The 23,079-nt window shown below is 72.4% G+C and carries 18 protein-coding genes; 6 read left to right on the plus strand and 12 right to left on the minus strand.

Annotation, left to right across the window (positions count from 1 at the left end; genetic code table 11):
• Positions 1-8: 8 nt before the first annotated feature.
• Positions 9-1,001: an NAD-dependent epimerase/dehydratase family protein gene (locus ACFFCA_RS03220; protein WP_375481747.1), complete on the plus strand. Its 993-nt coding sequence runs from the start codon at positions 9-11 to the stop codon at positions 999-1,001.
• 12 nt (positions 1,002-1,013) lie between these two features.
• On the opposite strand, the gene nudC is transcribed toward ACFFCA_RS03220, so the two are convergent.
• From nudC to ACFFCA_RS03240, 4 genes are read right to left on the minus strand one after another with little or no spacing between them, the layout of a single operon-like run.
• Positions 1,014-1,943, minus strand: a complete 930-nt coding sequence (nudC, locus tag ACFFCA_RS03225; protein ID WP_375481749.1) for an NAD(+) diphosphatase — start codon at positions 1,941-1,943, stop codon at positions 1,014-1,016.
• A gap of 35 nt (positions 1,944-1,978) precedes the next feature.
• On the minus strand, positions 1,979-3,298 hold the full coding sequence (locus ACFFCA_RS03230) for a M16 family metallopeptidase (protein ID WP_375481751.1): 1,320 nt from the start codon (positions 3,296-3,298) through the stop codon (positions 1,979-1,981).
• A complete protein-coding gene (locus tag ACFFCA_RS03235) occupies positions 3,295-4,617 on the minus strand; it encodes a M16 family metallopeptidase (protein ID WP_375481753.1) in 1,323 nt (440 codons plus the stop codon). Before ACFFCA_RS03235 ends, ACFFCA_RS03230 begins: the two co-directional genes overlap by 4 nt.
• A 20-nt stretch (positions 4,618-4,637) precedes the next feature.
• Positions 4,638-6,062, minus strand: coding sequence for a dipeptidase (locus ACFFCA_RS03240; RefSeq protein ID WP_375481755.1), 1,425 nt, complete (start codon positions 6,060-6,062; stop codon positions 4,638-4,640).
• A gap of 24 nt (positions 6,063-6,086) precedes the next feature.
• On the opposite strand from ACFFCA_RS03240, the gene ACFFCA_RS03245 reads away from it, so the two are divergent.
• The gene (locus ACFFCA_RS03245; RefSeq protein WP_375481757.1) at positions 6,087-7,214 is read left to right on the plus strand and encodes an FAD-dependent oxidoreductase; all 1,128 of its coding nucleotides are present in this window, start codon (positions 6,087-6,089) and stop codon (positions 7,212-7,214) included.
• Positions 7,215-7,290: 76 nt separating this feature from the next.
• Here the strand turns inward: ACFFCA_RS03245 and ACFFCA_RS03250 are convergent, their stop codons facing one another.
• On the minus strand, positions 7,291-7,890 hold the full coding sequence (locus ACFFCA_RS03250; RefSeq protein WP_375481759.1) for a VOC family protein: 600 nt from the start codon (positions 7,888-7,890) through the stop codon (positions 7,291-7,293).
• On the opposite strand from ACFFCA_RS03250, the gene ACFFCA_RS03255 reads away from it, so the two are divergent.
• Complete coding sequence (locus ACFFCA_RS03255; RefSeq protein WP_375481761.1) at positions 7,891-8,700, plus strand: MBL fold metallo-hydrolase; 810 nt, start codon at positions 7,891-7,893, stop codon at positions 8,698-8,700. It abuts the gene before it with no gap.
• On the opposite strand, the gene ACFFCA_RS03260 is transcribed toward ACFFCA_RS03255, so the two are convergent.
• Positions 8,687-11,938 carry a UvrD-helicase domain-containing protein gene (locus tag ACFFCA_RS03260; RefSeq protein ID WP_375481763.1) on the minus strand — a complete coding sequence of 1,084 codons (3,252 nt, stop codon included), beginning with the start codon at positions 11,936-11,938 and terminating at the stop codon, positions 8,687-8,689. The genes ACFFCA_RS03255 and ACFFCA_RS03260 overlap by 14 nt on opposite strands.
• Entirely contained in the window at positions 11,935-15,006 is a 3,072-nt protein-coding gene (locus ACFFCA_RS03265; protein WP_375481764.1) for an ATP-dependent helicase, read from the minus strand. Before ACFFCA_RS03265 ends, ACFFCA_RS03260 begins: the two co-directional genes overlap by 4 nt.
• A 77-nt stretch (positions 15,007-15,083) precedes the next feature.
• Between ACFFCA_RS03265 and ACFFCA_RS03270 the strand changes: the two genes are divergently transcribed.
• A complete protein-coding gene (locus ACFFCA_RS03270; RefSeq protein ID WP_375481766.1) occupies positions 15,084-15,830 on the plus strand; it encodes a DUF429 domain-containing protein in 747 nt (248 codons plus the stop codon).
• On the opposite strand, the gene ACFFCA_RS03275 is transcribed toward ACFFCA_RS03270, so the two are convergent.
• Positions 15,820-16,122 (minus strand): MGMT family protein, encoded by a 303-nt coding sequence (locus ACFFCA_RS03275; RefSeq protein ID WP_375481768.1) that lies wholly within the window; start codon positions 16,120-16,122, stop codon positions 15,820-15,822. The two genes, ACFFCA_RS03270 and ACFFCA_RS03275, sit on opposite strands and share 11 nt — an antisense overlap.
• Before the next feature lie 210 nt (positions 16,123-16,332).
• Here ACFFCA_RS03275 and ACFFCA_RS03280 point away from each other — a divergent pair, with 210 nt between their 5' ends.
• Both ACFFCA_RS03280 and ACFFCA_RS03285 read left to right on the plus strand, forming a co-directional pair.
• Positions 16,333-17,637 carry a hypothetical protein gene (locus ACFFCA_RS03280; protein WP_375481770.1) on the plus strand — a complete coding sequence of 435 codons (1,305 nt, stop codon included), beginning with the start codon at positions 16,333-16,335 and terminating at the stop codon, positions 17,635-17,637.
• A 249-nt stretch (positions 17,638-17,886) separates the two neighbouring features.
• Positions 17,887-18,525: a hypothetical protein gene (locus tag ACFFCA_RS03285; protein ID WP_375481772.1), complete on the plus strand. Its 639-nt coding sequence runs from the start codon at positions 17,887-17,889 to the stop codon at positions 18,523-18,525.
• A 514-nt stretch (positions 18,526-19,039) separates the two neighbouring features.
• Here ACFFCA_RS03285 and ACFFCA_RS03290 read toward each other — a convergent pair.
• The 4 genes from ACFFCA_RS03290 to ACFFCA_RS03305 all read right to left on the minus strand — a co-directional run bounded on the left by ACFFCA_RS03290 (position 19,040) and on the right by ACFFCA_RS03305 (position 23,031).
• Entirely contained in the window at positions 19,040-19,621 is a 582-nt protein-coding gene (locus ACFFCA_RS03290; protein WP_375481774.1) for a TIGR03086 family metal-binding protein, read from the minus strand.
• 26 nt (positions 19,622-19,647) lie between these two features.
• A complete protein-coding gene (moeZ, locus tag ACFFCA_RS03295; RefSeq protein WP_375481776.1) occupies positions 19,648-20,808 on the minus strand; it encodes an adenylyltransferase/sulfurtransferase MoeZ in 1,161 nt (386 codons plus the stop codon).
• Positions 20,809-20,914: 106 nt separating this feature from the next.
• Positions 20,915-21,943, minus strand: a complete 1,029-nt coding sequence (locus tag ACFFCA_RS03300) for a DUF3152 domain-containing protein (protein ID WP_375481778.1) — start codon at positions 21,941-21,943, stop codon at positions 20,915-20,917.
• Between the two features lie 92 nt (positions 21,944-22,035).
• On the minus strand, positions 22,036-23,031 hold the full coding sequence (locus tag ACFFCA_RS03305) for an alpha/beta fold hydrolase (RefSeq protein WP_375481780.1): 996 nt from the start codon (positions 23,029-23,031) through the stop codon (positions 22,036-22,038).
• Positions 23,032-23,079: the final 48 nt, after the last annotated feature.

A 23,079-nucleotide genomic window follows, 5' to 3' on the forward strand; every position in this document is an offset into this window, starting at 1 on the left:
GGAACCGCATGGGTCTGACCGTGGCCGTCACCGGACCGACCGGCGAGATCGGCATCTCTACCGTGGCCGCGCTGGAACGTCACCCCGACGTCGAGCGGGTCATCGGCATGGCGCGCCGGCCGTTCGACCCGGCCGCCCACGGCTGGACGCGTACCGAGTACCGCCAGGGTGACATCCTCGACCGCGCCTCGGTCGACGAACTCGTCGCCGACGCCGACGTCGTCGTGCATCTCGCCTACCTGATCATGGGTTCACGCGAGGAGAGCCGGCGCATCAACCTCAAGGGCACCCGCACGGTGTTCGAGGCCACGGTCGCCGCCCCGCGCCCGACGCGGCTCGTCTACACGTCGAGCGTCGCGGCCTACGGCTACCACGCCGACAACCCGGTTCCGTTGACCGAGAACGTGCCGACGCGCGGATCGGACGAGCATTACTACTCGGCGCAGAAGGCCGAGTGCGAGCAGGTGTTGCACGAGGTCACCGACGGCAGCGACCTCCAGGTCTACGTGCTGCGCCCGTGCATCGTCGCGGGCCCGAAGGCGCCCGCACTGGCCGACAACATGCCCTGGCGCACGGTCCGCGAGGCGCTGCCGCTCCCGCTGCGCGGCGCCGCCACCATGATGCAGAGCATGCTGCCGCTGGCGCCGAACCCCGGCGTGCCGCTGCAGCTCGTGCACCACGACGACGTGGCGTCGGCGATCGCCCTCGCCGCGTCCGGTGCCGGCGTGCCCGGTGCCTACAACCTCGCCGGCGAGGGCGAGATCACCCTCGGCGACGTTGCCCGCGCCACCGGCACCCGTTCGGTGCGCGTGCCGCAGGCCACGGTGCGGTTGGCGTCGGCCGCGATCGCCCGCCTGCCGCTGATGCCGTCCGCCGCCGAATGGGTGCACATCGGGCGGACGTCGGTCGTCATGGACACCTTCCGCGCGCGATCGCTGCTCGGGTGGGACCCGCAGTACACGTCGAAGCAGACCCTCGACGCACTCGCCGGCTCACTCTGAGCGCGCCTGACGTCAGCTCTCGCCGGCCAGCCAGCGGTCGATGAGGTAGCGCGAGATCGAGAACGGCGGCGGCACGGCCACCAGGCGGGTGCCGTCCGGGCGCGCGTCGGCGGCCGCACGTCGGTCGCCGGCGCGGACGGCCGGGTCGTCGTCGGCCCAGTCGGCGGCGCGACGGATCTCCTCGCGGGTGAACCACCCGGCCTCGGCCATCTCGACGGGGTCGAGGGTCAGGGCGGGGTCACCGACCAGGCGGGCGGTGAAACCGAGCATCAGCGAGGCCGGGAACGGCCACGGTTGGCTGGCGACGTAGCGCACGTCCTGCACCACGACGCCGACCTCCTCGAACACCTCGCGGGCGACCGCCCCCTCGAGCGTCTCGCCCGGCTCGACGAACCCGGCGAGCGTCGAGAACCGGCCAGGGTTCCACTTCGGTCCACGGCCGAGCAGGGCGAGGTCGCCGCCGTCGTGCACGAGCATGATCACGGCCGGGTCGGTGCGCGGGAAGTGGTGACTGCCGTCGACGGGGCAGGTGCGGGTCCACCCGGCCTGCGTCTCATGGGTCAGCGCGCCGCAGCGCGGGCAGTGCGGGTGCTTCGCGTGCCACTGCTCGAGACCGATCGCGGTGGCCAGCAACCCGCCGGACAGGTCGCCCACCGTGCCGCCGACGTCGCGCAGGGTGCGCCAGTTGTCGCCGTCCGGCGCGGCAGTGACCGCGAACGTCGGGACGTCGTCGACGATGCCGAGCAGGCGGCGCGGGCCGTCCGGCGCCTCGTCCGACGGCCGCAGCTGCACCCGCCCGTCCCCGTCGACCGGTGTCTCGGAACCGGGGCTGATCAGCAGCACCCGCGCACGTGACCACGCGTCGGCCAGCCAGGCGTCGTCGTTGCGGTGCAGCCCGGCGCGGTCCCAGGTCACCCGGGCGAGCGGCGGGCCGTCCGGCATCGCGCCACCAGGGCCGACCGGTGAGGCAGGGGCTGTCACTCGACGGGCCCGAGCGCCGCCAGCGGCTGACGCACGGTCGCGGCGTCGCCGACGAGCACGGTGGTGAACCCGGACGGCGCGAGGTAGGTCGCGGCGGCCTCTGCGACGTCGTCGACGGTGGTCCGCAGCAGGCGGGCCGGGTGCTCCTTGACCCAGTCCAGGCCGAGACCGAACGCCGACAGCGCGGACAGGGTCGACGCCAGCCCGGACTGGGTCGCGGTCGACATGGCCAGGTTGCCGATGGCGTACTGGCGCACCGACTCGAGCTCCTCGGCGGTCACGGGCAGCGACGCGATCCGGCCCAGCTCGTAGACCGTCTCGAGCATCGCCGGCGCGGTGACCTCGGTGGCGACCTCGACCTCGAGGCTGACGGTGGCGCCGAGCACGTGCTGGTCGAGACGGCTGTGCGGGCCGTAGGTGTAGCCCTTGTCCTCGCGGATGTTCTCCGTCCAGCGGGAGGAGAAGTAACCACCGAAGATCAGGTTCGCCAGCTGCAGCGCCGGGTAGCCGGGGTCGGTGCGGGCCAGGCCCATGCGGCCCATCCGCACCGACGTCTGCACCGAGCCGGGCCGGTCGACGAGCAGCAGCGGGCCGCCGGGCGGGGTGGGCAGGGCGGGGATGCGCGGCTTGGCGGCCTTGCCCGTCCAGCCGGCGAACGCCTCCTGCGCAAAGTCGATCATGCGGCCCGGGGCGACGTCGCCGACGAGCACCAGCATGCCGCCGTCAGGACGCACGAGCGCCTTGTGCAGCGCCCGCACCTGCGCGGGGGTCACGGCGGCCACGTCGTCGGGCTGGGGCAGGTCGAGGGCGTACGGGTGGTCGCCCCACATGCGGTGCGCGAGGGCCTCACCGGCCACGACACCGGCACGCGCACGGGCGATGCCCAGGTTCTCGACGAGGCGGTCGCGCTCGGTCGAGACCTCGTCGCGGGCGTACCCCGGTTCGGTGAGGACGGACGCGACGAGAGCCAGCAGCGGCCGCAGACTGGTGGCGAGCGCGTTGCCGGTGACCACGAGGCGGTCGGCGTCGACCGACACCCCGAGGTCGGCACCGAGCGCCTGGATGGCGGCGGCCAGGCCGGCGCGGTCGAGATCGGCGGCACCGGTGAGCAGGGTCTCGGACAGCACGGTGGCCTGCGCCGGGTGGCCCGGCTTGGCCGACAGGAACGGCAGGCGGAGGCGGACCTCGACGATGGGCACGCCCGGCTTGCGGACGGCGGCGACACGCAGCCCGTTGTCGAGCGTCGCCTCGCTGACCCGCAACGACCGCGCGGTGCGCGGTGCGGTGAGCGCGGGAACCGGCAGGGTGGCGGTCATCGGTTACCTCCCGCGATGAGTTCGAGCACGGCTCGTCGGTCGGGGGTCAACGTGCTCGCCGCCTTCCGGACGTCGTCGACGGTGATGGCGGCCAGGCGGCCGGGCAGTTCCGCGACGAGCTCGGCGCGTCCGTGCACGAGCTCGAACTTCGCGAACTCCAGCGCGCGGCTGATGACGGCGTCCATGTCACGCAGGATCGAGCTGACCAGTCGGGTGCGGACGCGGTCGAGCTCACCGGGCTCGAGACCGTCGTCGGCGATGCGCGCGAGCTCCTCGTCGACGGCGCGCAGGATGGCGTCGAGCGCGTCGGCCTCGGTGTAGTGCGCGCTGATCGTGAGCGTCGTGGGGTCACGCTCGTCGAACGGGTCGCCGAACTCGCCGACGTAGGCCGCGATGTCGGTGACCAGGTGGTCGCGCTGCACGAGCCGACGCTGCAGGCGCGAGGCGTCACCGTCGCTGAGCACCTCGGTGAGCAGCACCAGCGCCAACAGGTCGTCGAGCTTGCCCACCGGGTCGGCGACGCGGTAGCCAATCGCCACCGCGGGGATCGGGGCGTGCGCGTCGTCGATCGTGTCGCGGCGCTCGGCGGTCAGCGCCGGCTCGGCGAAGCTCGGCCGCTTCGGCGCCCTGCGCTTGCGGATGCCGCCGAAGTGGGTCTCGACGAGGGCCAGCGTCTCGTCGGCGTCGAGGTCACCGGCGACGGCCAGCACGGCGTTGGCCGGCGCGTAGTAGGTGTCGAAGAAGTCCTGCGCGTCCGCGGTGGTGGCGCTCTCGAGGTCCTCGAACCCGCCGTAGCCGTTGTGCGAGTTGGCGAACGTGTCGAACAGGACGGCGGGCAGGTAGATCCATGGGAAGCCGCCGTACGGGCGGTTCATGACGTTGACCCGGATCTCGTTCTTGACGACCTCGAGCTGGTTCGCGAGGTTGTCCTCGGTGATGCGTGGGCTGCGCATCCGGTCGGCCTCGAGGAACAGCCCGCGCTCGAGCGCATTCGACGGCAGCGCCTCGAAGTAGTTCGTGTAGTCGAAGTGCGTGCTGCCGTTGAACGTGCCGCCGCTGGACTGCACGTAGCGGAAGTGCTCGAGCTTCTCGAGGTTCGCCGACCCCTGGAACATCAGGTGCTCGAACAGGTGCGCGAAGCCGGTGCGGCCTTCGGGCTCGGAACGGATGCCCACGTCGTAGAGCACCGCGACGCCGACGACCGGCGCGGACCGGTCGGGCGCGACGACGACCCGCAGGCCGTTGCCGAGCGTGTGGTGGACGAGATCGAAGCTGGGGCTCGGCAGTTTGGGTGACGATTTCTTCACAGGGCGCGGCACGTCACCCACCTTACGGACGCTCAGGCGCCGGTCCGCAAGGCCGTGGCCCCGACCTCGGCGAAGCCCGACCACAACCGCGCCGCGGCCTCCGCGCCCTTGTACAGCAGCGGAACCGAGACCTTCTCGTTCGGCGCGTGGATCTGGTCGTCGGGCAGCATGAAGCCGAGGAACACGAGCGGGACACCGGTGGCCTGCTGCAGCGCGGCCTCGGGGCCGCTGCCGCCCTCGCGGGTGGGCAGCACCTCGGCGCCGTCGAAGGCGGCGCCGATGGCCTCGGTGAGCGCGGTGTAGGCCGGTGTACCCAGCGGCACGAGACATGCCTGCACGCCCGCGCCCTCCCACGCGACGTCGGCGACGATGCCCTCGGGCGTGTGCTCGCTGACGAACCGGTCGACGCCCTGGACGATCTTCTGCGGGTCCTGGTTCGCGACGAGCCGGAAGCTGATCTTGACGAACGCGTCGCTGGGGATGATCGTCTTGTGCCCGGCGCCCTGGTAGCCGCCCCCGATGCCGTTGACCTCCGCGGTGGGCCGCGCGCCGATGCGTTCGAGGGTGCTGAAGCCCTTCTCGCCGTGCACGGCCCGTGACTGGGCGACCTTGAGGAACTCGCCGTCGTCGTGCGGGACCTTGCCGAACAGCGCGCGCTCGTCGTCGGTGAGTTCGACGACGTCGTCGTAGAAGCCCGGCACCTGAACGCTGCCGTCGTCGTCGTGCAACGCGGCCACGAGGCGGGCCACGGCGGTGGCCGGGTTCGGCACCGCTCCCCCGAACACACCGGAGTGCAGGTCGAGGTCGGGCCCGTGCAGGGTGACGGTGGCCGCGACCATGCCGCGCATGCCCGTCACCGTGCTGGGCACGTCCGGGGCGACGATGCCGGTGTCGGTGACCACGACGACGTCGCAGGCCAGCAGGTCGCGGTGCGCGTCGAGCAGCTCCTGGAAATGCGGCGAGCCGGACTCCTCCTCACCCTCGATCAGCAGCTTGAGGTGCACGGCCGGGCTGGTGCGCCCCGTCGCCGCGAGATGGGCCTGCACGCCGAGCAGGTGGAACAGCAGCTGGCCCTTGTCGTCCGAGGCGCCGCGGGCGCGCAGCACGTCGCCGTCCAGCGTCGGGTCGAACGGGTCGGTGTGCCAGAGCTCGAGCGGGTCGACGGGCTGCACGTCGTGGTGTCCGTACACCAGGACGGTCGGAGCGTCGGCGTCGTCGCTGCGCCACTCGGCGTACACGGCGGGCAGCCAGGGGCCGTCATCAAGGATGTGCGCGGTGGGGAAGCCGGTGCGTCGCGCGGCGTCGACGAACCACTCGGCACTGCGGCGCACGTCGTCGTGGTGGTCGGGCTGGGCGCTGATACCGGGGATGCGCAGCCAGCTGTCGAGGTCGTCGAGCAGGTCCTGCCGGTGGCCGTCGATGTAGTCGCGCGCGGTGGTGGTGGGCTCCGTCGTCACCGCACCGACGATAGCCTCCGCGGTATGGCGTCGGACGGGCCCGTGGTGATCGTCGGCGCGGGGCTCGCGGGCGCCGCGGCGGCGCGCTCGATCGCCCGCCGTGGGCACCCCGTCGTCGTGCTCGAGCAGTTCGCACCGGGGCACGCGCACGGGTCGTCGCACGGCTCGGCGCGCATCGTGCGGCGGGCGTACGGCGACGCGCTCTACACGTCGCTGACCGGTCGCGCGTTCGAGCTGTGGTCGTCGGTGCCGTCTCCGGAACCGCTGCTGCGGATGCTGGGAGCGCTGGACTTCGGGCCGGACCGTGACGTGGCCGCCGTGGCCGGTCACCTCGCCGCGGCGGGGGTGGCGCACGAGGTGTTACCGGCGATCGAGGCCGAGCGTCGCTGGCCAGGCATGCGCTTCGAGGGCGACGTGGTGTTCCATCCCCAGGCGGGGACTCTCGACGCGGACGCGGCGGTGCGGGCGCTGCTCGCCGACGCGGTCGCCCACGGCGCCGACGTTCGGTTCGGGGCCGCTGCGCGCGCTCTGCTCGGCGAGGGTGAGCACGCCCGGGTGACGCTCGCCGACGGCTTCGACCTGCGTGCGTCCCGCGTCGTGGTCGCGGCGGGGGCCTGGGTGGCCGGGCTGCTGGACGGCGCCTTGCCGCTGCCGGCCCTGACCGTCACGCAGCAGCAGGTGTTCCACTTCCCGCGGCTCGACCCGTCCGCACCGCCGTGGCCGAGCGTCATCCACGAGCACGGGCGCGCGATCTACCACCTGGCCGGCGGCCGGGACGGCGGCCCGCTCGACGACCGCAAGCTCGGCGAGCACGACGGCGGTCCGGTGGTACGACCCGGCGTGACCGTCGAGCCGGATGCAGCCGTGCGCGAGCGGGTCGTCGACTACGTCCGTCGCTGGCTGCCCGGCCTCGACCCGACGCCGCGCGGCGAGGCCACCTGCCTGTACACGACCACGCCGTCCGAGGACTTCGTGCTCGACCGGGTCGGGCCGGTGGTCGTCTGCTCGCCCTGCTCGGGGCACGGGGCCAAGTTCGCGCCGCTGATCGGCGAGTTCGTGGCCGACCTCGTCGACGGACGGGATGACGCCGTCCCCGCGCGCTTCGGCCTCTCGGCGCACGCTCGCGGGCTGGGCGGCAGCGTCTCGCTCTGACCGATCTGCTCGACGGTGTGCAGACACGCGGGCCCCGGCCGGCGCGTCTGCACACCGTCGGCGCGGGCGTGAGCCGTCAGAGGACGAGGGTGCCGCGTGGCGTCCCGAGAACCACGACGACGACCGGGTCCGGGCCCTGCTCGACGAGCAACAGGACCTGCAGCGCGTCCAGCGATGCCTGCACCGCAGCCGGGTCCGGGTGCAGCAGGGCCAGCGTGGTCAGCTCCACCGTGGGCAACGCGCGCGACGCCGGGTGCGGCGTCGCGCCCCAGTCGATAAGGAACGGCACCAGCCCGCGGGACGGGGTCAGGCGCCACGTCAGCTGCTCGCCCGCGGGCGTGCGCCGCGACATGGGTACGGCGTCGCCCGGGTCGTAGCCGTGCCGGCGGGCGCGCTCGATCGTGGCGTCGACGTCCTCGGGGTGCACGGCCCAGGTGACGACGCGCGGGCCGTCCAGCTCGTCGATGCCGAACGGGCGTGCCGTGTCGGGTGTGGGCTGGTCGGGGTCCGGTCCGACGATCTCGAGGTAGCTGTCCGGCCCGAGCCCCACGAGGGCGTTCGCCGTGCCCAGCCCGGTGTGGCTGCCGCCCGCCACCGGGGTGACGCCGGCCCGGTCCGCGAAGTCGGCGACGGTACCGGCGAGGTCGGGCGTGGCCAGGACGAGATGATCGAGCACGTGACCAGTGTGCTGGACGAGGTGGCCCCGGGCGTGCTGGTCGCGACCAGCCGCCGCGAGCTGACGACGTCGACGGTGATCGTCACCGGCCGGTCGGCGGTGCTGGTCGACCCGGCGTGGGACCCCGACGAGCTCACCGGTCTGGCCGACCTGCTCGACGAGCGCGGTCTCGACGTCGCCGCGGGCGTGGCCACGCACGCCCACCACGACCACGTGCTGTGGCACCCGAGGTTCGGGCCGGCCCCGCGCTACGGATCGGAGCGCACCGTCGAGCTCGCCGAGACCCACCGCGACGAGCTGGTGCGCGCCCTCGGTCCGCGGTGGCCGCCGGAGCTGGCCGAGCTGGTCGGCCGGCTGACCCCGCTGCCCGGGTCTGGGACGGCGCTCGGGTCTGGGACGCTGCCCGGGTCGGGGACGTTGCCCGAACCCGAGGTGGTACCGGGTGGCGAGCCGGTGGAGTTCGTCGTCCACGACGGCCACGCGCCGGGACACACCGCCCTGTGGTTGCCGGCTCGGCGGGTGCTGATCACCGGGGACATGCTCAGCGACGTGGAGCTGCCGCTGCCGTTCGAGCCGGACGACGTGGCGGCCTACCTCACGGGGCTCGACGCGCTGGCGCCCTACGTGGCTCGGGCGGCGGTGCTGGTGCCGGGACACGGACGCCCCACGTCGTCACCGCTGGCGCGCCTGGACCCCGATTGTCGGTACCTCAGCGCGCTACAGGCCGGTCGCGACCCGGACGACCCGCGTCGCGCCAACCCGGGGATGGCCGAGGTGCACGCGCGGCTGCGTGAGATCACCCGGGGCTGACGCGTCCGGGTTCACCCGCGCCGGCGTCCACTCCGTCACCGGCGACCAGTGCTCTGAGGCCCTCGGCGTCGAGCAGGGCCGCGGGTTCCGCCGTCTCGTTGCTGCGCACGTAGTGGAAGGCGGCGCGCACCGTGCCGAGGTCGGCGTCGGCGATGCCGTTCAACCGCGCCCACGCGAGCCGGTAGGCCGCGAGCTGCACGGCGGCGGCCTGCGCCGCGGCGCCGGTCGGGCGGGCGCCGGTCTTCCAGTCGACGACGAGCCAACCGTCCTCGGCGCTGCCGAACACGGCGTCCATCCGGCCACGGACGACCCGTCCGGACACCGCCATCTCGAACGGCACCTCCACCTCGGCCGGCGTACGCGACGCCCACGGGCTGGCCTCGAACGCGGCCTGGAGCTCGATCAGGTCGGGAGCGTCCTCGGCGCCGTCGTCGGCAGCGCCCGGCAGCTCGTCGACATCGAGCAGCGACGGCAGCGTCCACCGACGCTCGAGCCACTCGTGGAACGCCGTCCCGCGGCGGGCCCACGGCGCCGGCGGCGTGGGCATCGGGCGGTAGAGCCGGCGGGCGAGCTGGTCGGGGTCGCGGCGCAGCTCGACCAGTGCCGAGACCGACAGGTGCGGGGGCAGCTCGACCTCGATCGTGGAGCCGCGGCGCAGGCGGGCCCGCTCGGCGAGCAGCACGTCGACGTCGTGGGCCCACCGGCCGGCCCGCTCGTCGGGACCGGGCTGCGTCGTGACGGTGAGCCCGGGCAGCACCCCTTCCGCCGCGCGCACCAGAGCGGCCGCGCGCGCCACTGCCTCGCGCCGGCCCTCCGACGAACCGACGGCCGCGGCCAGCGGGTCGAGCGGCCATTGCGCGGTGACCGCGTCGACCGTGCGCGGGTTGGTCGCGTCGGGCTCGACCACGCACCACTCATCGGGTTCGGCGTGCTCGCGGAGCGTGTCGAGGTAGGGCGACGGTGTGCGGGGCTTGATCGTGGTGTCCCACGCGTAGCCGCTGGCCAGCAAGGTGGAGCGCGCCCGCGTCAGGGCGACGTAGGCCAGGCGCCGCTCCTCGTCGAAGTGCCGCTGGGTGACCGCGGCGTCGTGGGCGATGAGCAGGTCGCCGACCTCCTTGCGGGAGGTGGCCTGGCTGAGGTCGAGCTCGGGCAGGCCGTCGTTGTCACCGCGCAGCGGCGCCGGCAGCTCGTGACGGGTGCGGGTCCAGTTGATGCTCTTGGGTTTGGTGGGGAACACCTCGTGGGCCAGGCCCGGCACCGCCACCACGTCCCATTCCAGACCCTTGGCCCCGTGCACGGTGAGCACCTGCACCCGCTCGGCCGCGACCTCGACCTCGCCGGCTTCGAGCCCGTTCTCCTCGTCCTCGGCGGCCTCCAGGTAGGCCAGGAACGCACGCAGGCTGGCGTCACCCGCCTCGGCCGCGAACTCGGCCGCGACGTCGAGGAAGCGGTCGAGATGCACGCGGCCGATGTGCGCGCGGTCGAGGCGGGCGTCGACCTCGATGCCGACGCCGATCACGTGCTCGACCTCGGCGACCAGCTCGGCCAGCGGCGCACCGAGGCGGCGGCGCAGGGACCGCAGTTCTCCGGCCAGGCGGTGCATGCGGCGGTACCCGGACGGCGAGTACCGATCGGCCGGGCCGAGGTCGTCCAGGGCCTCCACCAGGCTCAGCGGTTCGCGGTCGTCGTCGTCCGCGCCCTCGGCCGGGCGGACGAGGTACGCGGCCCGCGAACGCAGTGACGCGAGGTCGCCGGGACCGACCCGCCACCGGGCGCCGGTGAGCAGGCGGGCCAGGGCGCCGCCCGAGCGGTAGTCGCCCAGCACGCGCAACGTGGCGACGACATCGACGACCTCCGCGGTCGTGAGCAGGCCGCCGAGGCCCACGATCTCGACCGGGAGCCCCGCGGTGTGCAAGGCGTCGGCCAGCGCCGGCATCTGGGAACGCCGGCGCACCAGCACGGCCGCGGTGCGGGTGCCCTCCGGCAGCGCGTCCCAGGCGCGGCGCAGGCGGGCCGCGACCCATTCGGCCTCGTCGTCGACGGTCTCCAGGAACGCGGTCGCCACCGTGCCGGCCCCGGCGTCGTCCCGGGCCCGGAGCGGGACGGTCACCCGGCTGGTGCGCAGCGCCGCGGCGACGTGGTTGGCGGCGTCGAGGATCGCGCGGTCGTTGCGGAAGCTGGTGGCCAGCGGGAACACGGTGGCCGGTGTCGCGTCGGCGAGCGGGAACGTGATGTCGAAGTCGCCCATGTTGCCGGCGCTCGCGCCGCGCCACCCGTAGATCGACTGGAAAGGGTCACCCACCGCGGTCACCGGGTGCGCGGCACCGAACAGCCCGCGCAGCATCTCGATCTGCGCGTGCCCGGTGTCCTGGTACTCGTCCAGCAGCACCGCGCGGTACCGGTCACGTTCGACCTCGGCGACCTCGGGCAGGCGGGCGAGAGCGGCGGCCGCCCGCATCTGATCACCGAAGTCGACGGACGTCATGGCCTGCTTGGTCTGCTGGTAGGCACGCACCAGCGGCACCAGGGCGCGGCGCTGGCGCAGGGCGTCGACGTAGTCGCCGGTCTTGTTGGGTGTCTCGCTGCGCGCCCGCGGACCCAGCGGCAGCGCGAAGAAGCGGTCCAGCTCCTGCTCACACCAGGCCTCAACGGCCTCGGGATCGGCCAGGTGGTCGGCGAACTGCCCGGACATGGAGATGACCCAGTGCACGAGGGAGGAGATGGCCTTGAAGTCCGACAGCTCGCCGTCCCACCGGCGGACCACGGTGTCGGCGATCTGCCACAGCAGGGCGGGCGACAGCAGGCGGGCGTCGGGTTCGACGCCGATCCGCAGCGCCTGCTCCCCGACCAGGCGCCCCGCGTAGGCGGCGTAGGTGGAGACGGTGGGTTCGGTGGACTGCAGCAGGGCGATCAGGTCGGTGTCGGACGGGTCGTCGTGCTCGACGACCCGGCGCCACTGCGCGAGCCGGCGCCGGATGCGGCCCCCGAGCTCGGCGGCGGCCTTGCGCGTGAACGTCAGACCGAGGATCTGGTCCGGGGCGACGATCCGGTTGGCCACCAACCAGACGACACGGCCGGCCATGGTCTCGGTCTTGCCGGACCCGGCACCCGCGACGACGGCGGCCGGCTCGAGCGGCGACTCGATGACCGCGGCCTGCTCGTCGGTCGGGCGGGGTTGCCCGAGCAGCTGCGCCAGTTCGAGTGCCGAGATCAGGTCGCGAAGGGCGCCGGACGTCATTGCGTCACCTGCCGGCCCATGATCTGCAGCGGGCAACTCGTCTTCACGTCGCACACGTGGCAGCGCTTGTTCTGCATCGCGGTGAACTCGTGCCCGCGCATCCGCTCGGCGACGTGATCGATGGCCGCGCGCACCCAACCGGGGTCGTCCGCCTCGGCCAACGGCGCCTGGGACTGGGCGATCTCACCCGTCCCACCGAGCTGCACGAGCAGCGCCCCGCCCGCGACGCTGCCCTCGGCTGCGAACGCGCCGTGCTCGACGGCCAGCTGGTAGGTGCCCAGCTGAGGGTGCCCGGGCAGGTCGGTGGCCTTCTTGCCGGTCTTGAGGTCGACGACGACCAACCGCCCCTCGGCGTCGCGCTCGAGCCGATCGACCTGGCCGCGCACGAGGGCGTCACCGATCTCGACCTCGAACGGCAGCTCGACGCCGACCCGGGTGAACTCGGCGCGGCTCGCACGCAGCCAGCTGACGAGTCGCTGCAGCATCGTCGCCGCTCGTTTGCGCTCGTTGGCGGCGAACCACGACGCCCCGAACTCCAGCGAACCCCACACCGTGTCGAGCTGCTTCTCGAAGTCCTCCACCGACTGGTCGTCGGGCGCCACCGCGGCCAGCGCGTGGATGACGGTTCCGAGGCTCGCGGCCACCGCCTGCTCGTCGCGTACCCCGAGCTCCTGCATGAGCGTGCGCAGCTCGCACTCGAGGAACGACTCGACGCGGGAGGGGCTGACCCGGACCGGCCGATCGGGGTCGGCGACACCGCCGTCGGAGGAGAGGTCGGCCAGGCCCCACCACTCGTCGGGGTCGGCGCCCGGCACGCCGGCCGCGGCCAGCCGGGCCAGGCTCTCGGCCGCGGCGGTGCGCTCGGCGGACGGGGTCTCGTCGGAGCAGACGACGGCGCGCAGCTCCGCGACGAGACCCGGCAGGTGCACCCCGCGGATCGCCGACCGGGTCGGGCGCGGCCCGTCGACGGGATCGAGCTCGTCGAGCAGGCGGGACGGTTGTTCTTCCTCGCCGGCGACAGCCGTGACGACCAGCCGTTCGCGCGCCCGGGTGGCCGCGACGTAGAACAGCCGGCGCTCCTCGGCGAGCTGCGGCGCGAGCGAGGCCAAGGGGCCGTCGTCGACGCCGCGCAGGGCGTCGACCAGGGCCTCGGTGCCCAGCAGCGACCCGCGTCGCCGCAGGTCGGGCCAGGTGCCTTCCTGGACGTCGGCCACGCAGACGAGGTCCCATTCGAGCCCCTTGCTGGCGTGCGCGGTCAGCACGGACACCGCGGCGGGCTCGGCGCGGGAGATGGTGAACGTGTCCCCGGGGATCTGCTGCGAGCTCAGGTGCTCGGCGAACTGGTCGGCACGCGCGGTGGGCAGACGGTCGGTGAAGCGGGCGGCGTCCTCGAACAGCTCGACCACCGCGTCGAGGTCGCGGTCGGCGGCGGCACCGGCAGCACCACCCTGGGCGCTGGCGGCCTCCCACCGACGGGCCAGGCCGGACGCCTCCCAGACGGCCCAGAGCACCTCCTCGACGCTGGCCTGCGTCGCGGACGCGCGGGCTCCGGCAGCCAGCACCCGGGCGACGCGGGCGACCGGGCGCCGGACGTGCTCGGGCAGCCCGTCGGCGCCGACGACGTCGAGCAGCACCGGCACGAGCAGGCCCTGCTCCTCGGCGAACTGCGTGCGCAGCACGCGCCGCAGCCGCCGCAGGTACAACGAATCGCCGCCGCCGAGCGGGCCGACCAGCAGCGCCTCAGCGACGTCCTCGGTCAGCGCCTCGGGGTCGGCGGCGCACCGCAGCGCAGTCAGCAGCACTCCGACGGCGGACTGCTCGACGAGCGGGAGGTCGTCGCCACGGACCTCGACCGGGACGCCCGCGGTGATCATGGCCCGGCGCAGCGTGCCGAGGGTGCGGCTCGTCGAGCGCACGAGCACCGCCATCCGCTCCCACGGCAGGCCCTCGAGATGGGCGGAGCGCAGCACACCGGCGACGTACGCCGCCTCCTCGCTGGCGCTGCGGAACACGCCGACATCGACCGTCCCGGCCGGCAGCCCGTCGGCGGGCACGAGCGCCCGCTGCTCGGCGCGGCCGGGCAGGTGCGCCGCGATCCGACGGGTCGCCGCGAGCAGGCCCGCGCCGGACCTGCGGCAGGTGGTCAGGGCCACCACCGGGACCGCGCTGCCGTGACCGAAACGCCCGTCGACGTCACGGAGGGCGGATTCGTCGGCACCCCGGAACGCGTAGATGGACTGGTCGGGGTCGCCCACGAGCACCAGCTCGTCGGCGCCGTCGGCGAGCAGGGCCAGCAGCTCGGCCTGGGCCGGGTCGGTGTCCTGGTACTCGTCGACGAAGATGTGCCGCCGCTTGCTCCGCTCGCCGGCCAGCAGCTCGGGGTCGTCGCGCAACACGTTGATGGCGCCCTGGATGAGCTCGGCGGGGTCGTAGCCACCGGGGTCCCGCAGCACGGTGACCCCGTGATACTCCTCCAGGAACTCCCCCGCAGCCACCCAGTCGGCGCGCCCGCGCCGCCGGCCCAACGCAGCGAGCGTCGGCCCGTCGAGCCCGCGCTCGACCGCCCGCATCAGGAGATCGCGCAGCTCGGCGGCGAACCCCAGCGTGCGCAGTGCGGGCCGTAACGCGACCGGCCACCGCTCGGCGTCCCCGTCGGCCAGCAGCTCGCGGATCACCACGTCCTGCTCGGCCGCGGCCAGCAGGCGCGGGGCGGGATCCCCGGCGGCGACGGCGTGCATGCGCAGCACACCGAACGCGTAGGAGTGCAGCGTGCGGGCGACGGGCTCGCGGATCGTCTGCCCGAGCCGGCCGGCGACGCGGTCACGCATCTCGGCCGCCGCCCGGCGGCTGAACGTCAACATCAGGATGTCGCCGACGTCCACCCCCCGTGTCTGCACGCGATCGACGACCGACTCGACGAGCGTCGTGGTCTTGCCGGTGCCCGGCCCGGCGAGCACGAGCAGCGGACCGCCGGGGTGCTCGACGACCCGGCGCTGCGCTGCGTCGAGCTCCGGAGCCGGGGCGGCGGCCCGCGGGGCACGGACGAGCCGGTAGGCGGTGTCGGTCACGGAACCATCTGAGCACGGGCCGCCGACAGTTTCCGCAACCACCTCGCCGACCGCGCCGGTGGGTAGCGTCGGCCCCCGTGATCACCGTGGGCGTCGACCTCGCCGCGTCGGCCGCCACGACCGCCGCAGCCGTGCTGGACTGGACCGCGACGCCCGGCCCTCGTCTGCTCGACCTCGTCCAGCCGGCCGACGACGGCGCGATCGTGGCGGCCTGCGAGGACGCCGACAAGATCGGCCTGGACTGCCCGCTGGGGTGGCCACTGCCGTTCGTCGACTTCGTCACCGCCCACCGGGACGGGCGTCCGGTCGCCGACGCCGGCACCGTCGAGCAACGCCGACGACTGGCCTACCGGGCCACCGATCTGTACTGCCAGCAGCTCGGGATGCGGCCGCTCAGCGTCTCGGCCGACCGGATCGGCCACGCCGCGTTCCGGGCCGCGGCGCTGCTCCCCCGGCTCGACACGGGCACCGACCGCAGTGGCGCCGGGCGGGTCGTCGAGACCTACCCCGCGGGCTCGCTGCGGCAGTGGGGCGACGCGTCCCCGCACGGGTACAAGGGCGCGACCGGCGCGACGCGGTTGACGGCCAAGATCACGTGGCTGCTGGGCGTCCTGCCGATCACCTTCACGTCCGACGTCGTCCGGCACGCCTTCACCGCGTCGGACCACGCGTTTGACGCGGTCGTCGCCGGCATCACGGCTCGGCTGGCCCTCGAGCCCGATGCACTGCTCGAGATCCCGCCCGAATGGCGGGACCAGGCCCGCGTCGAGGGATGGATCGCGGTGCCCCGTCCGGAGTCGCTGCGCGAGCTCGCTACCCGCTGATGCCGTCCCAGCGGAACCGGGCCAGGTCGACCTTCGTGCCGACGAACCGGACCCCCTCCGACAGCAACCGCTGGCGCTGCTCGTCGATCAGGTGCGGGGCCAGCGACCCGTCGTGCCGCAGCACCCGGTGCCAGGGGACGGTGCCGCCGTCGGCAGCCAGCACGTTCCCGACGACGCGTGGTGAACGCGTGCCCGCGTACTCGGCGACGTCGCCGTAGGTCATCACCCGTCCGGGCGGGATGGACTCGACGCAGGCCAGGATGCGGCGCGCGAAGTCCCCCTGCTCGGGCATGGCGACCACCCTGCCACGGGCGGTTGTCCACAGGCACGGACGGGAGTCGAGCGGACCGCCCGCGAATTTGCCAGGGTTTGCGGCATGCCGACGGTGACGGTCGAGGTCGCGGACCTGGCGACGGCGGCCCGGACGATGAACCGGTCCGTCGGTGAGCCGCTGTACCGGCTCGTCGGTGACGCGCTGGACGACGTCCACTCCGGCGGCGGCATGGCCGGCGACGACCCTGCCGGCACCCAGTGGGCCGCGAGCTACGACCGGGTCGCACCGTCGGCCATTCAGGCCGCCGAGGACGTGATCAACGCGTGCTTCCGCGTCTCGGCGATGCTGGGGGCCACGGCGCGGAACTACGCCAACGCCGAGCTGGCATCGACCCCGCGCGGTCACCGGGGCGACCCGCACATCGCCGCCGCCGTCGCCACCCTCCCCGACGACGAGCGGATCGGGCTGCCGACCTCGATCCCGTCGGCGTCGGCGGGGGCGGGTGGTGCCGACCTGCCGTTCGGGTGGCACTTCATCGCCCACCACCTCGGCGGGTACGTGTGGCCCAACGGTCATCAGGACCGGCTACGTGCGGCCGCTGCGGCGTGGCGCGCGTCGGCGTCGGCACTCGAAGGCCACGTCACCGCCGCGACATTCGTCGATCTCGGGCCGCTCGTCGACCGGCTGCCCGAGGGTTCGGACATCGCCACGGTCTGCATGGCGCTGGGTGACCACCTGCACGACGTCGCGACCGTGCACCGCGGGCTCGCGCGCGCCTGCTCGGAACTCGCCGGGCACATCGACCACGCGCACTCACGCATCGAGGCCGAGCTGCGGAGCCTCGTCGAGTGGACGGCGGGCATCGAGGTGGCCGGCGCGGTCGCGTCGGTCTTCTCCTTCGGGACCGCCGAGGCACCCACGCAGGCGGGTGAGGCGGCGCGCATCGCCACCACCGTGGCGCGGGTCGTCGGCATCCTGCGCGACTTCGTGGCGGCGGCCCGGGTGGTGCTCGCCGAGATTGCGCCGCTGGAAGGCGTGGTGGCTGGCGTGCGGTCGGCCGTCGCGTGGTTGAAGGAACTGCGCATCGTCGAGATCGAGGTGGCCGGGGTCCCGGGGCTCCGCGGCTACCAGGTCATGCGCATCGAGCGCACCGGCAGCGAAACGGCCTCGACGGCGGAGGTCGCCACCGGCGAAGAAGGCGCCATCTCAAAATTGGCATCGGAAGCGAACACTGCCGGCACCGGCGTCGCCCACTGGCGAGACCCAGCGACACTCGGCCGGCACTTCCGCAGTCACGCGAGAGATTTCGGATGTTCTACAGAAGCCGACTACGCCAACGAAGCAACCGCGTTTTACGAGCGTGGCAGAGCCGAGGGCCTGCCAACCAAGATTGATGAAAACGGGGATATCCGCATCTACGATCCACAGACCAACACCTTTGGCAGTTACGCGCCGGACGGGACCACACGGACCTTCTATAAGCCGAGCGGTGGGCTGAAATACTGGAACCGGCAACCCGGGAAGGCACCATGATGACCACATACAAATGTCCCGTGTGCGGATTTGCCGACTTGCACGACCCCGCTCGGGATTCGCAAGATCTGCCTTCGTTCGACATATGCAGCTCGTGCGGCTTCGAGTTCGGTGTCACCGACGATGACCAGGGCTACACCTACGAGGGTTGGCGCAAGCGTTGGGTCGACTCGGGGATGCTTTGGTGGTCGGAAGGCATCGAGGCACGCCCTGAGGGTTGGGATCCGCGCGCACAGCTGGCTTCACTTCATGAGTGACCCGCACGACGACGAGGACGACGACTACGAGATCGACGAAGAGACGCGGGCTCTCGCGTTCGAGACCGTCGACGTTGCTCCCGGGCTGACCGCAGTGCTGGCGGAGCACATCGCGGACTACGACATGCTTCCGCACGTGTACTTCGGCGACGTGAGCCGCTGGGCGGAAGCCGAGGCGGCACGCTCGGGTGGATCCTCCGAGCTCGTCGCGCTCCTTGCTCTGCTTGAGTCGTCTTACCTGACCGGCAATGGCGACGTCCAGAACCTCATCGACGCGTCGTTCATCGAAATGGTTGAGGACAATCCAGCCATCGTGAAGCTGTTGCAACCCGTCTTGCTGTCCCGAGTTCAGCCGTACTACCGGCCGACCAAGAGTGTCGGTTACCCGTGCCCCGTATGCGGTTACTCGAACCTGAAGGAACCGCCGCGGCTGCCGGGCGGAGGCGGCTCATACGAAATCTGCTGGTCATGCGGTTTCGAATTCGGCGTCACTGACGACGACAACGGATACAGCTACCTGCAGTGGCGTGAGCGCTGGATTGCGTCGGGCATGTCGTGGGCAACCGAGGCCAACCACCCACGTCCAAAGGGTTGGGACCCGGCTGCACAGCTCGCGTCACTCATGGACTAGATCCGGAAAGGTGCGTCCGAGACCACCTCGACGACCGTAATGACAATGCCCCTGTCCTTCGCGTCTCGGACATGTCATCGAACGCGTGAGGCGCATGCATCTAGTTGCCCGAGGACCTGGCGGTGCGGTCCGACTATGGCGAGGGCGTCGTATCTGACGCGGTGGCTGGTTCTGGGGCGGTTTTCGCGCCACGGCGTAGGAGAGGACGAGCTCTCGACGGCGCCCGCAGCAAATCGTCACCGCACACAGTGATCGACTGCGGATTCGGGCGATATAGCGACAACCAGACGCAGTTGATCACGCGGCACAGAGGCAAGCGCGGCCGGCCACTGGATGTCGATCAGGTTCGCCTCGCTAGTTGCCGCTGCTGGGCCAAGAAGCGGCAACCCGGCAGGAAGACGTGATCACCAGGGGCGGGAAGCGGCAATGCGCCAGGAAGACGCGATCACCACGGACGGCAGCGGCCTGAAGCGGTCGCCGGAACCGGTCCACGAGCGGCCCGAAACGACCAGGCTCAGCGGGGGTCGCGGCCGGTCATGGCGATCAACCGGTCCAGCACGGGTGCGTCATCGGGCACAACCACCGGACGGTCGAACATGCCGCTGGCCGAGAGGTCGGTGAACTGACGCGACTCGCCCCACACCGCCGAGACGATGTCCGACGGCAGCTCCCCCGCCCAGTCGATCGCGCGTCCCAGGTCCCACGTGTGCACGGTGAGGTCGAAGATCAGCTCGCGGATGTACCCGCCGCCGACCGTCGGTCCCCGTGACAGCAACACCGTCTGCTCCAGCGCCCCGGGTGCCGAGAACGCCTCGCCGGCCCGCCTCGCCACGTCGTCCCAGGCGTCCGGATAGCCGTCGTGCACCGCGGCCGCACGGATCGCGTCGACCTCGCCGGCCGCCGCGTCGAGGTCCAGTCCGCGCATCAACGGTTCGACCCAGCGGTGCTCCGTGATGAGGTGGCCGACCAGATCGGCGACGTCCCATTCCGCGTTCGGGGTCGGCGCACCCCACTGCGCGTCCGAGACGGCATCGACGCGCAGGCCGAACTCGCCCTGCAGCGTCCGGAAGATACCGACGAGATCGAGTTCCGGCACCCGACCGAGGTACCCCTCGGGCCCGGTCAGTACACCGGCAGCGAGGTGTCCACCTGGTTCACCCAGGCGGTGACGCCGCCCTGCACGTGCACGGCGTCCTTGAAGCCCGCCGACTTGACCGCGGCCAGCGTCTCGGCCGAGCGCACCCCCGTCTTGCAGTACATGACGATCTGCTTGTCGTTGGGCATCGACGCCAGCGCATCGCCACGCAGGATCTCGTCCTTCGGCACCAACGTGGCACCCGGGATCTTGACGATCTCCCACTCGGCAGGCTCGCGCACGTCGACCAGGTACACCGGCTTGTCGGAGTCGAGCAGCTCCTTGAGCTCCGACGCGGTGATGGTCGAGCCAGCCGCGGCCTCCTGCGCCTCCTCGGACACCACACCGCAGAACGCGTCGTAGTCGATCAGCTCAGTGATCTTGGGAGCGGCCGGGTCCTTACGGATCTTCAGCTCACGCCACGTCATCTCGAGGGCGTCGAACACGAGCAACCGGCCGAGCAGGGTGTCGCCAATACCGGTGAGGAGCTTGATGGCCTCGGCCACCATCACCGAACCGATGGCCGCGCAGAGCACGCCCAGCACGCCGCCCTCGGCGCACGACGGCACCATGCCGGGCGGCGGCGGGTCGGGGTAGAGGTCGCGGTAGTTCGGCCCGTGCTCGTCCCAGAACACCGACACCTGGCCGTCGAAGCGGTAGATCGACCCCCACACGTAGGGCTTGCCGAGCAGGACGCACGCGTCGTTGACCATGTACCGGGTCGCGAAGTTGTCGGTGCCGTCGACGATGAGGTCGTACTGGCCGAAGATCTCCAGGACGTTGTCGTTGTCGAGGCGGGTGTCGTGGACGACGACCTCGATGAGCGGGTTGATCTCGAGCACGGAGTCCCGCGCCGACTCGGCCTTGGAGCGGCCGATGTCGCTCTGGCCGTGGATGATCTGGCGCTGCAGGTTCGACTCGTCGACGACGTCGAACTCGACGATGCCCAGCGTGCCCACGCCGGCCGCGGCCAGGTACATCAGGGCCGGGGAGCCCAGGCCGCCGGCGCCGACGCACAGCACCTTGGCGTTCTTCAACCGCTTCTGCCCGTCCATGGCGACGTCCGGGATGATCAGGTGGCGGCTGTAGCGGCGCACCTCATCGATGCTCAACGACTCGGCGGGCTCCACGAGGGGCGGCAGGCTCACGACACACGTCCTTCTCGACTCGACTCAACTGCTGGGGCAACCACCGCGGGGGCGGCGCCATTCCGCCTCCAGTGTCCCCAACCGCTCCAGGGACCGCACGGCGGCGTCAGTCGCCGAGCTTGTACTCGTCGTTCTTGGACGTGTCGACCTGCTCGGCCCCCGGGGCGCCGCGCACGCCCGGCGGGTACGGCCAGGGGTTGGCCTGGCAGATCTGCTTGGTGACCGCCGACCGCAGCCCGAAGCTCTGCTGCATCATGGCCGGCGCCAGGCCACCCGGAAGGCACTGGTGCGCGTGGTTGTGCCCGAGCGCGTGCCCGTCCTCGTGGTTGATCATGTAGATCCGGTACAGCGCAAGGTCGCCGACGTAGGCCGTCGAGCCGCGGACCCAGCGGGCGTCGTTGAAGATCACCCGGTTGTCCCGGTCGTTCAGACCCGGAACCGAATCGGCCGCGGCGTAGCAGGAGGTCTCGACCGGGATCGAGTAGCCGCAGTACTTGCGGACCGTCATCGACGAGGTCAACGTCACATGGAAGTCGATGCGGCCCGAGTCCACCCGCTGCAAGGAGACGCCGTGGCCGGACCAGCTGCGTGGGTCCGACAGCGTGGACACGACCAGTGACTGGAACTGCGTGAGGTCGATGCCGCTGACCCCGTTCTCGACGTCGATGGAGTAGCGGTACAGCCGGCCCTTGCCGACGACCGGGGACGTGCCGCGCAGCACGCGGAACGTGCCGGCGCCCTTGGTCGTGTACGCAGGCCCGTTCGGCAGCGCGTAGCCCTTCAGCGCCTGGCTGTTGTCGCCCGCGCCGGTGACGTCGCCCTTGAGCGGCATCTCGGCCGGAGCGGGCGGCGGTGACGCACGACGGGCCGACGCGCTCGCGGTCGGACGGTCGGCAACGGCCTTCGATGGGCTCGACGCGGTGCTTGAGGTCACCAGCGCGACGATCGTGACGACCGCCAGCACCGGGATCGCGTAGGCGCGCCATCCCCAACGCCGTACGAAGGCGCGCAGCCAATTCCCCGCGCGGCTCTCGGGCGGGCGGCGACGACCGAAACCGACCTCGGTCCGGCGAGCCCCGTCGTGGGCGGCGCGCACGTCGTCGAGCGGGTCGCGCTCATCGCGGGGACGCGTCACCGTCGCCCCTCGCCTCTCGTCCCGCCATGACGACACGGCTCCAGACTTGCACAACACGCGGCGAACGCCGGCATTGACGACACGTCAGCGATTCAGACGGCGGGATCCCGGCTCTCGTCCCGCACCGAGTCGAGCAGGGCCACCATGGCCCGCGCCGAAGAGACGGGGTCCTCCATCATCGCGGTGTGCCCGATGTCGGTGAACACGCGCAGACGGGCGTCGGGGACGGCTGCGGCGACGTAGGGCGCGAGGTCCGGGGCCACGAGACGGTCCGAGTCACCCCACAGGACGAGCGTCGGGGCCTGGATCGCCCGCATGGCCCGCCACCCGGCGCGGCCGTGGAAAAACTGGGAGCGGACGAGGCCACGCATCGACCGCAGCACCGCGGACTCCGCCCAGGGCAGGTTCACCCGGTAGGTGGCCTCGGTAACGGCCTCGGCCAGACGTGCGGCGGGGAACCGCTCGGGCCTGGCGAAGCAGAGCTTGATGGTGCCCTTCGCCCGGACCTCGACGGCGTAGCGGCGGTTGAACTGCTTGACCACGAACTCGCCCAGGACGGGCAGGATCAGCAACGCCACGACCGGGTCGCTCTTGAGCGGGTAGATGCGGATGCGGTTGTCCGACACCGCCGGCGACACCAGGGTCAGCGTGCGCACGAGGTCCGGGCGTCGGGAGGCGACCAGGATCGTCACGGCGCCGCCCATCGAGTTGCCCACCAGGTGCACGGGTCCGCGGCCGGACTGCTCGAGGTAGGCGATGACGAGGTCGGCGAACGCATCGGGGGTGTAACGGTTGTCCGGTGCCGGGCCGGAATGCCCGTGCCCGTACAGGTCAATGGCGTCGATCGCGAGCCGCCCGCGCAGCAGGGCCGCGAAGTCCGTCCAGTTCGTCGCCGACCCGCCCAGGCCGTGGACGAACAGCGCCGGCTCGGCGTCCGGGTCGTCCGACGGCGTGGTGCGCACCGTCACCGTGACGCCGTTCACCTCGACCTCGCGCAGCGGCCACGACGGGCCCTCGGGGTCGAGGGGCGGCAGCTCGGCGTCGGCGAGCGGCGCCTCCGGGGCGGTCCGTGACGGCGGTTTCGGCATCGCGCCAGACTACGGTTCGCACCCGCCGGGCGCCCGGCGAGCGGCGCA

It is taken from the genome of uncultured Jatrophihabitans sp., assembly GCF_964252635.1.
GTDB lineage: Bacteria > Actinomycetota > Actinomycetes > Mycobacteriales > Jatrophihabitantaceae > Jatrophihabitans.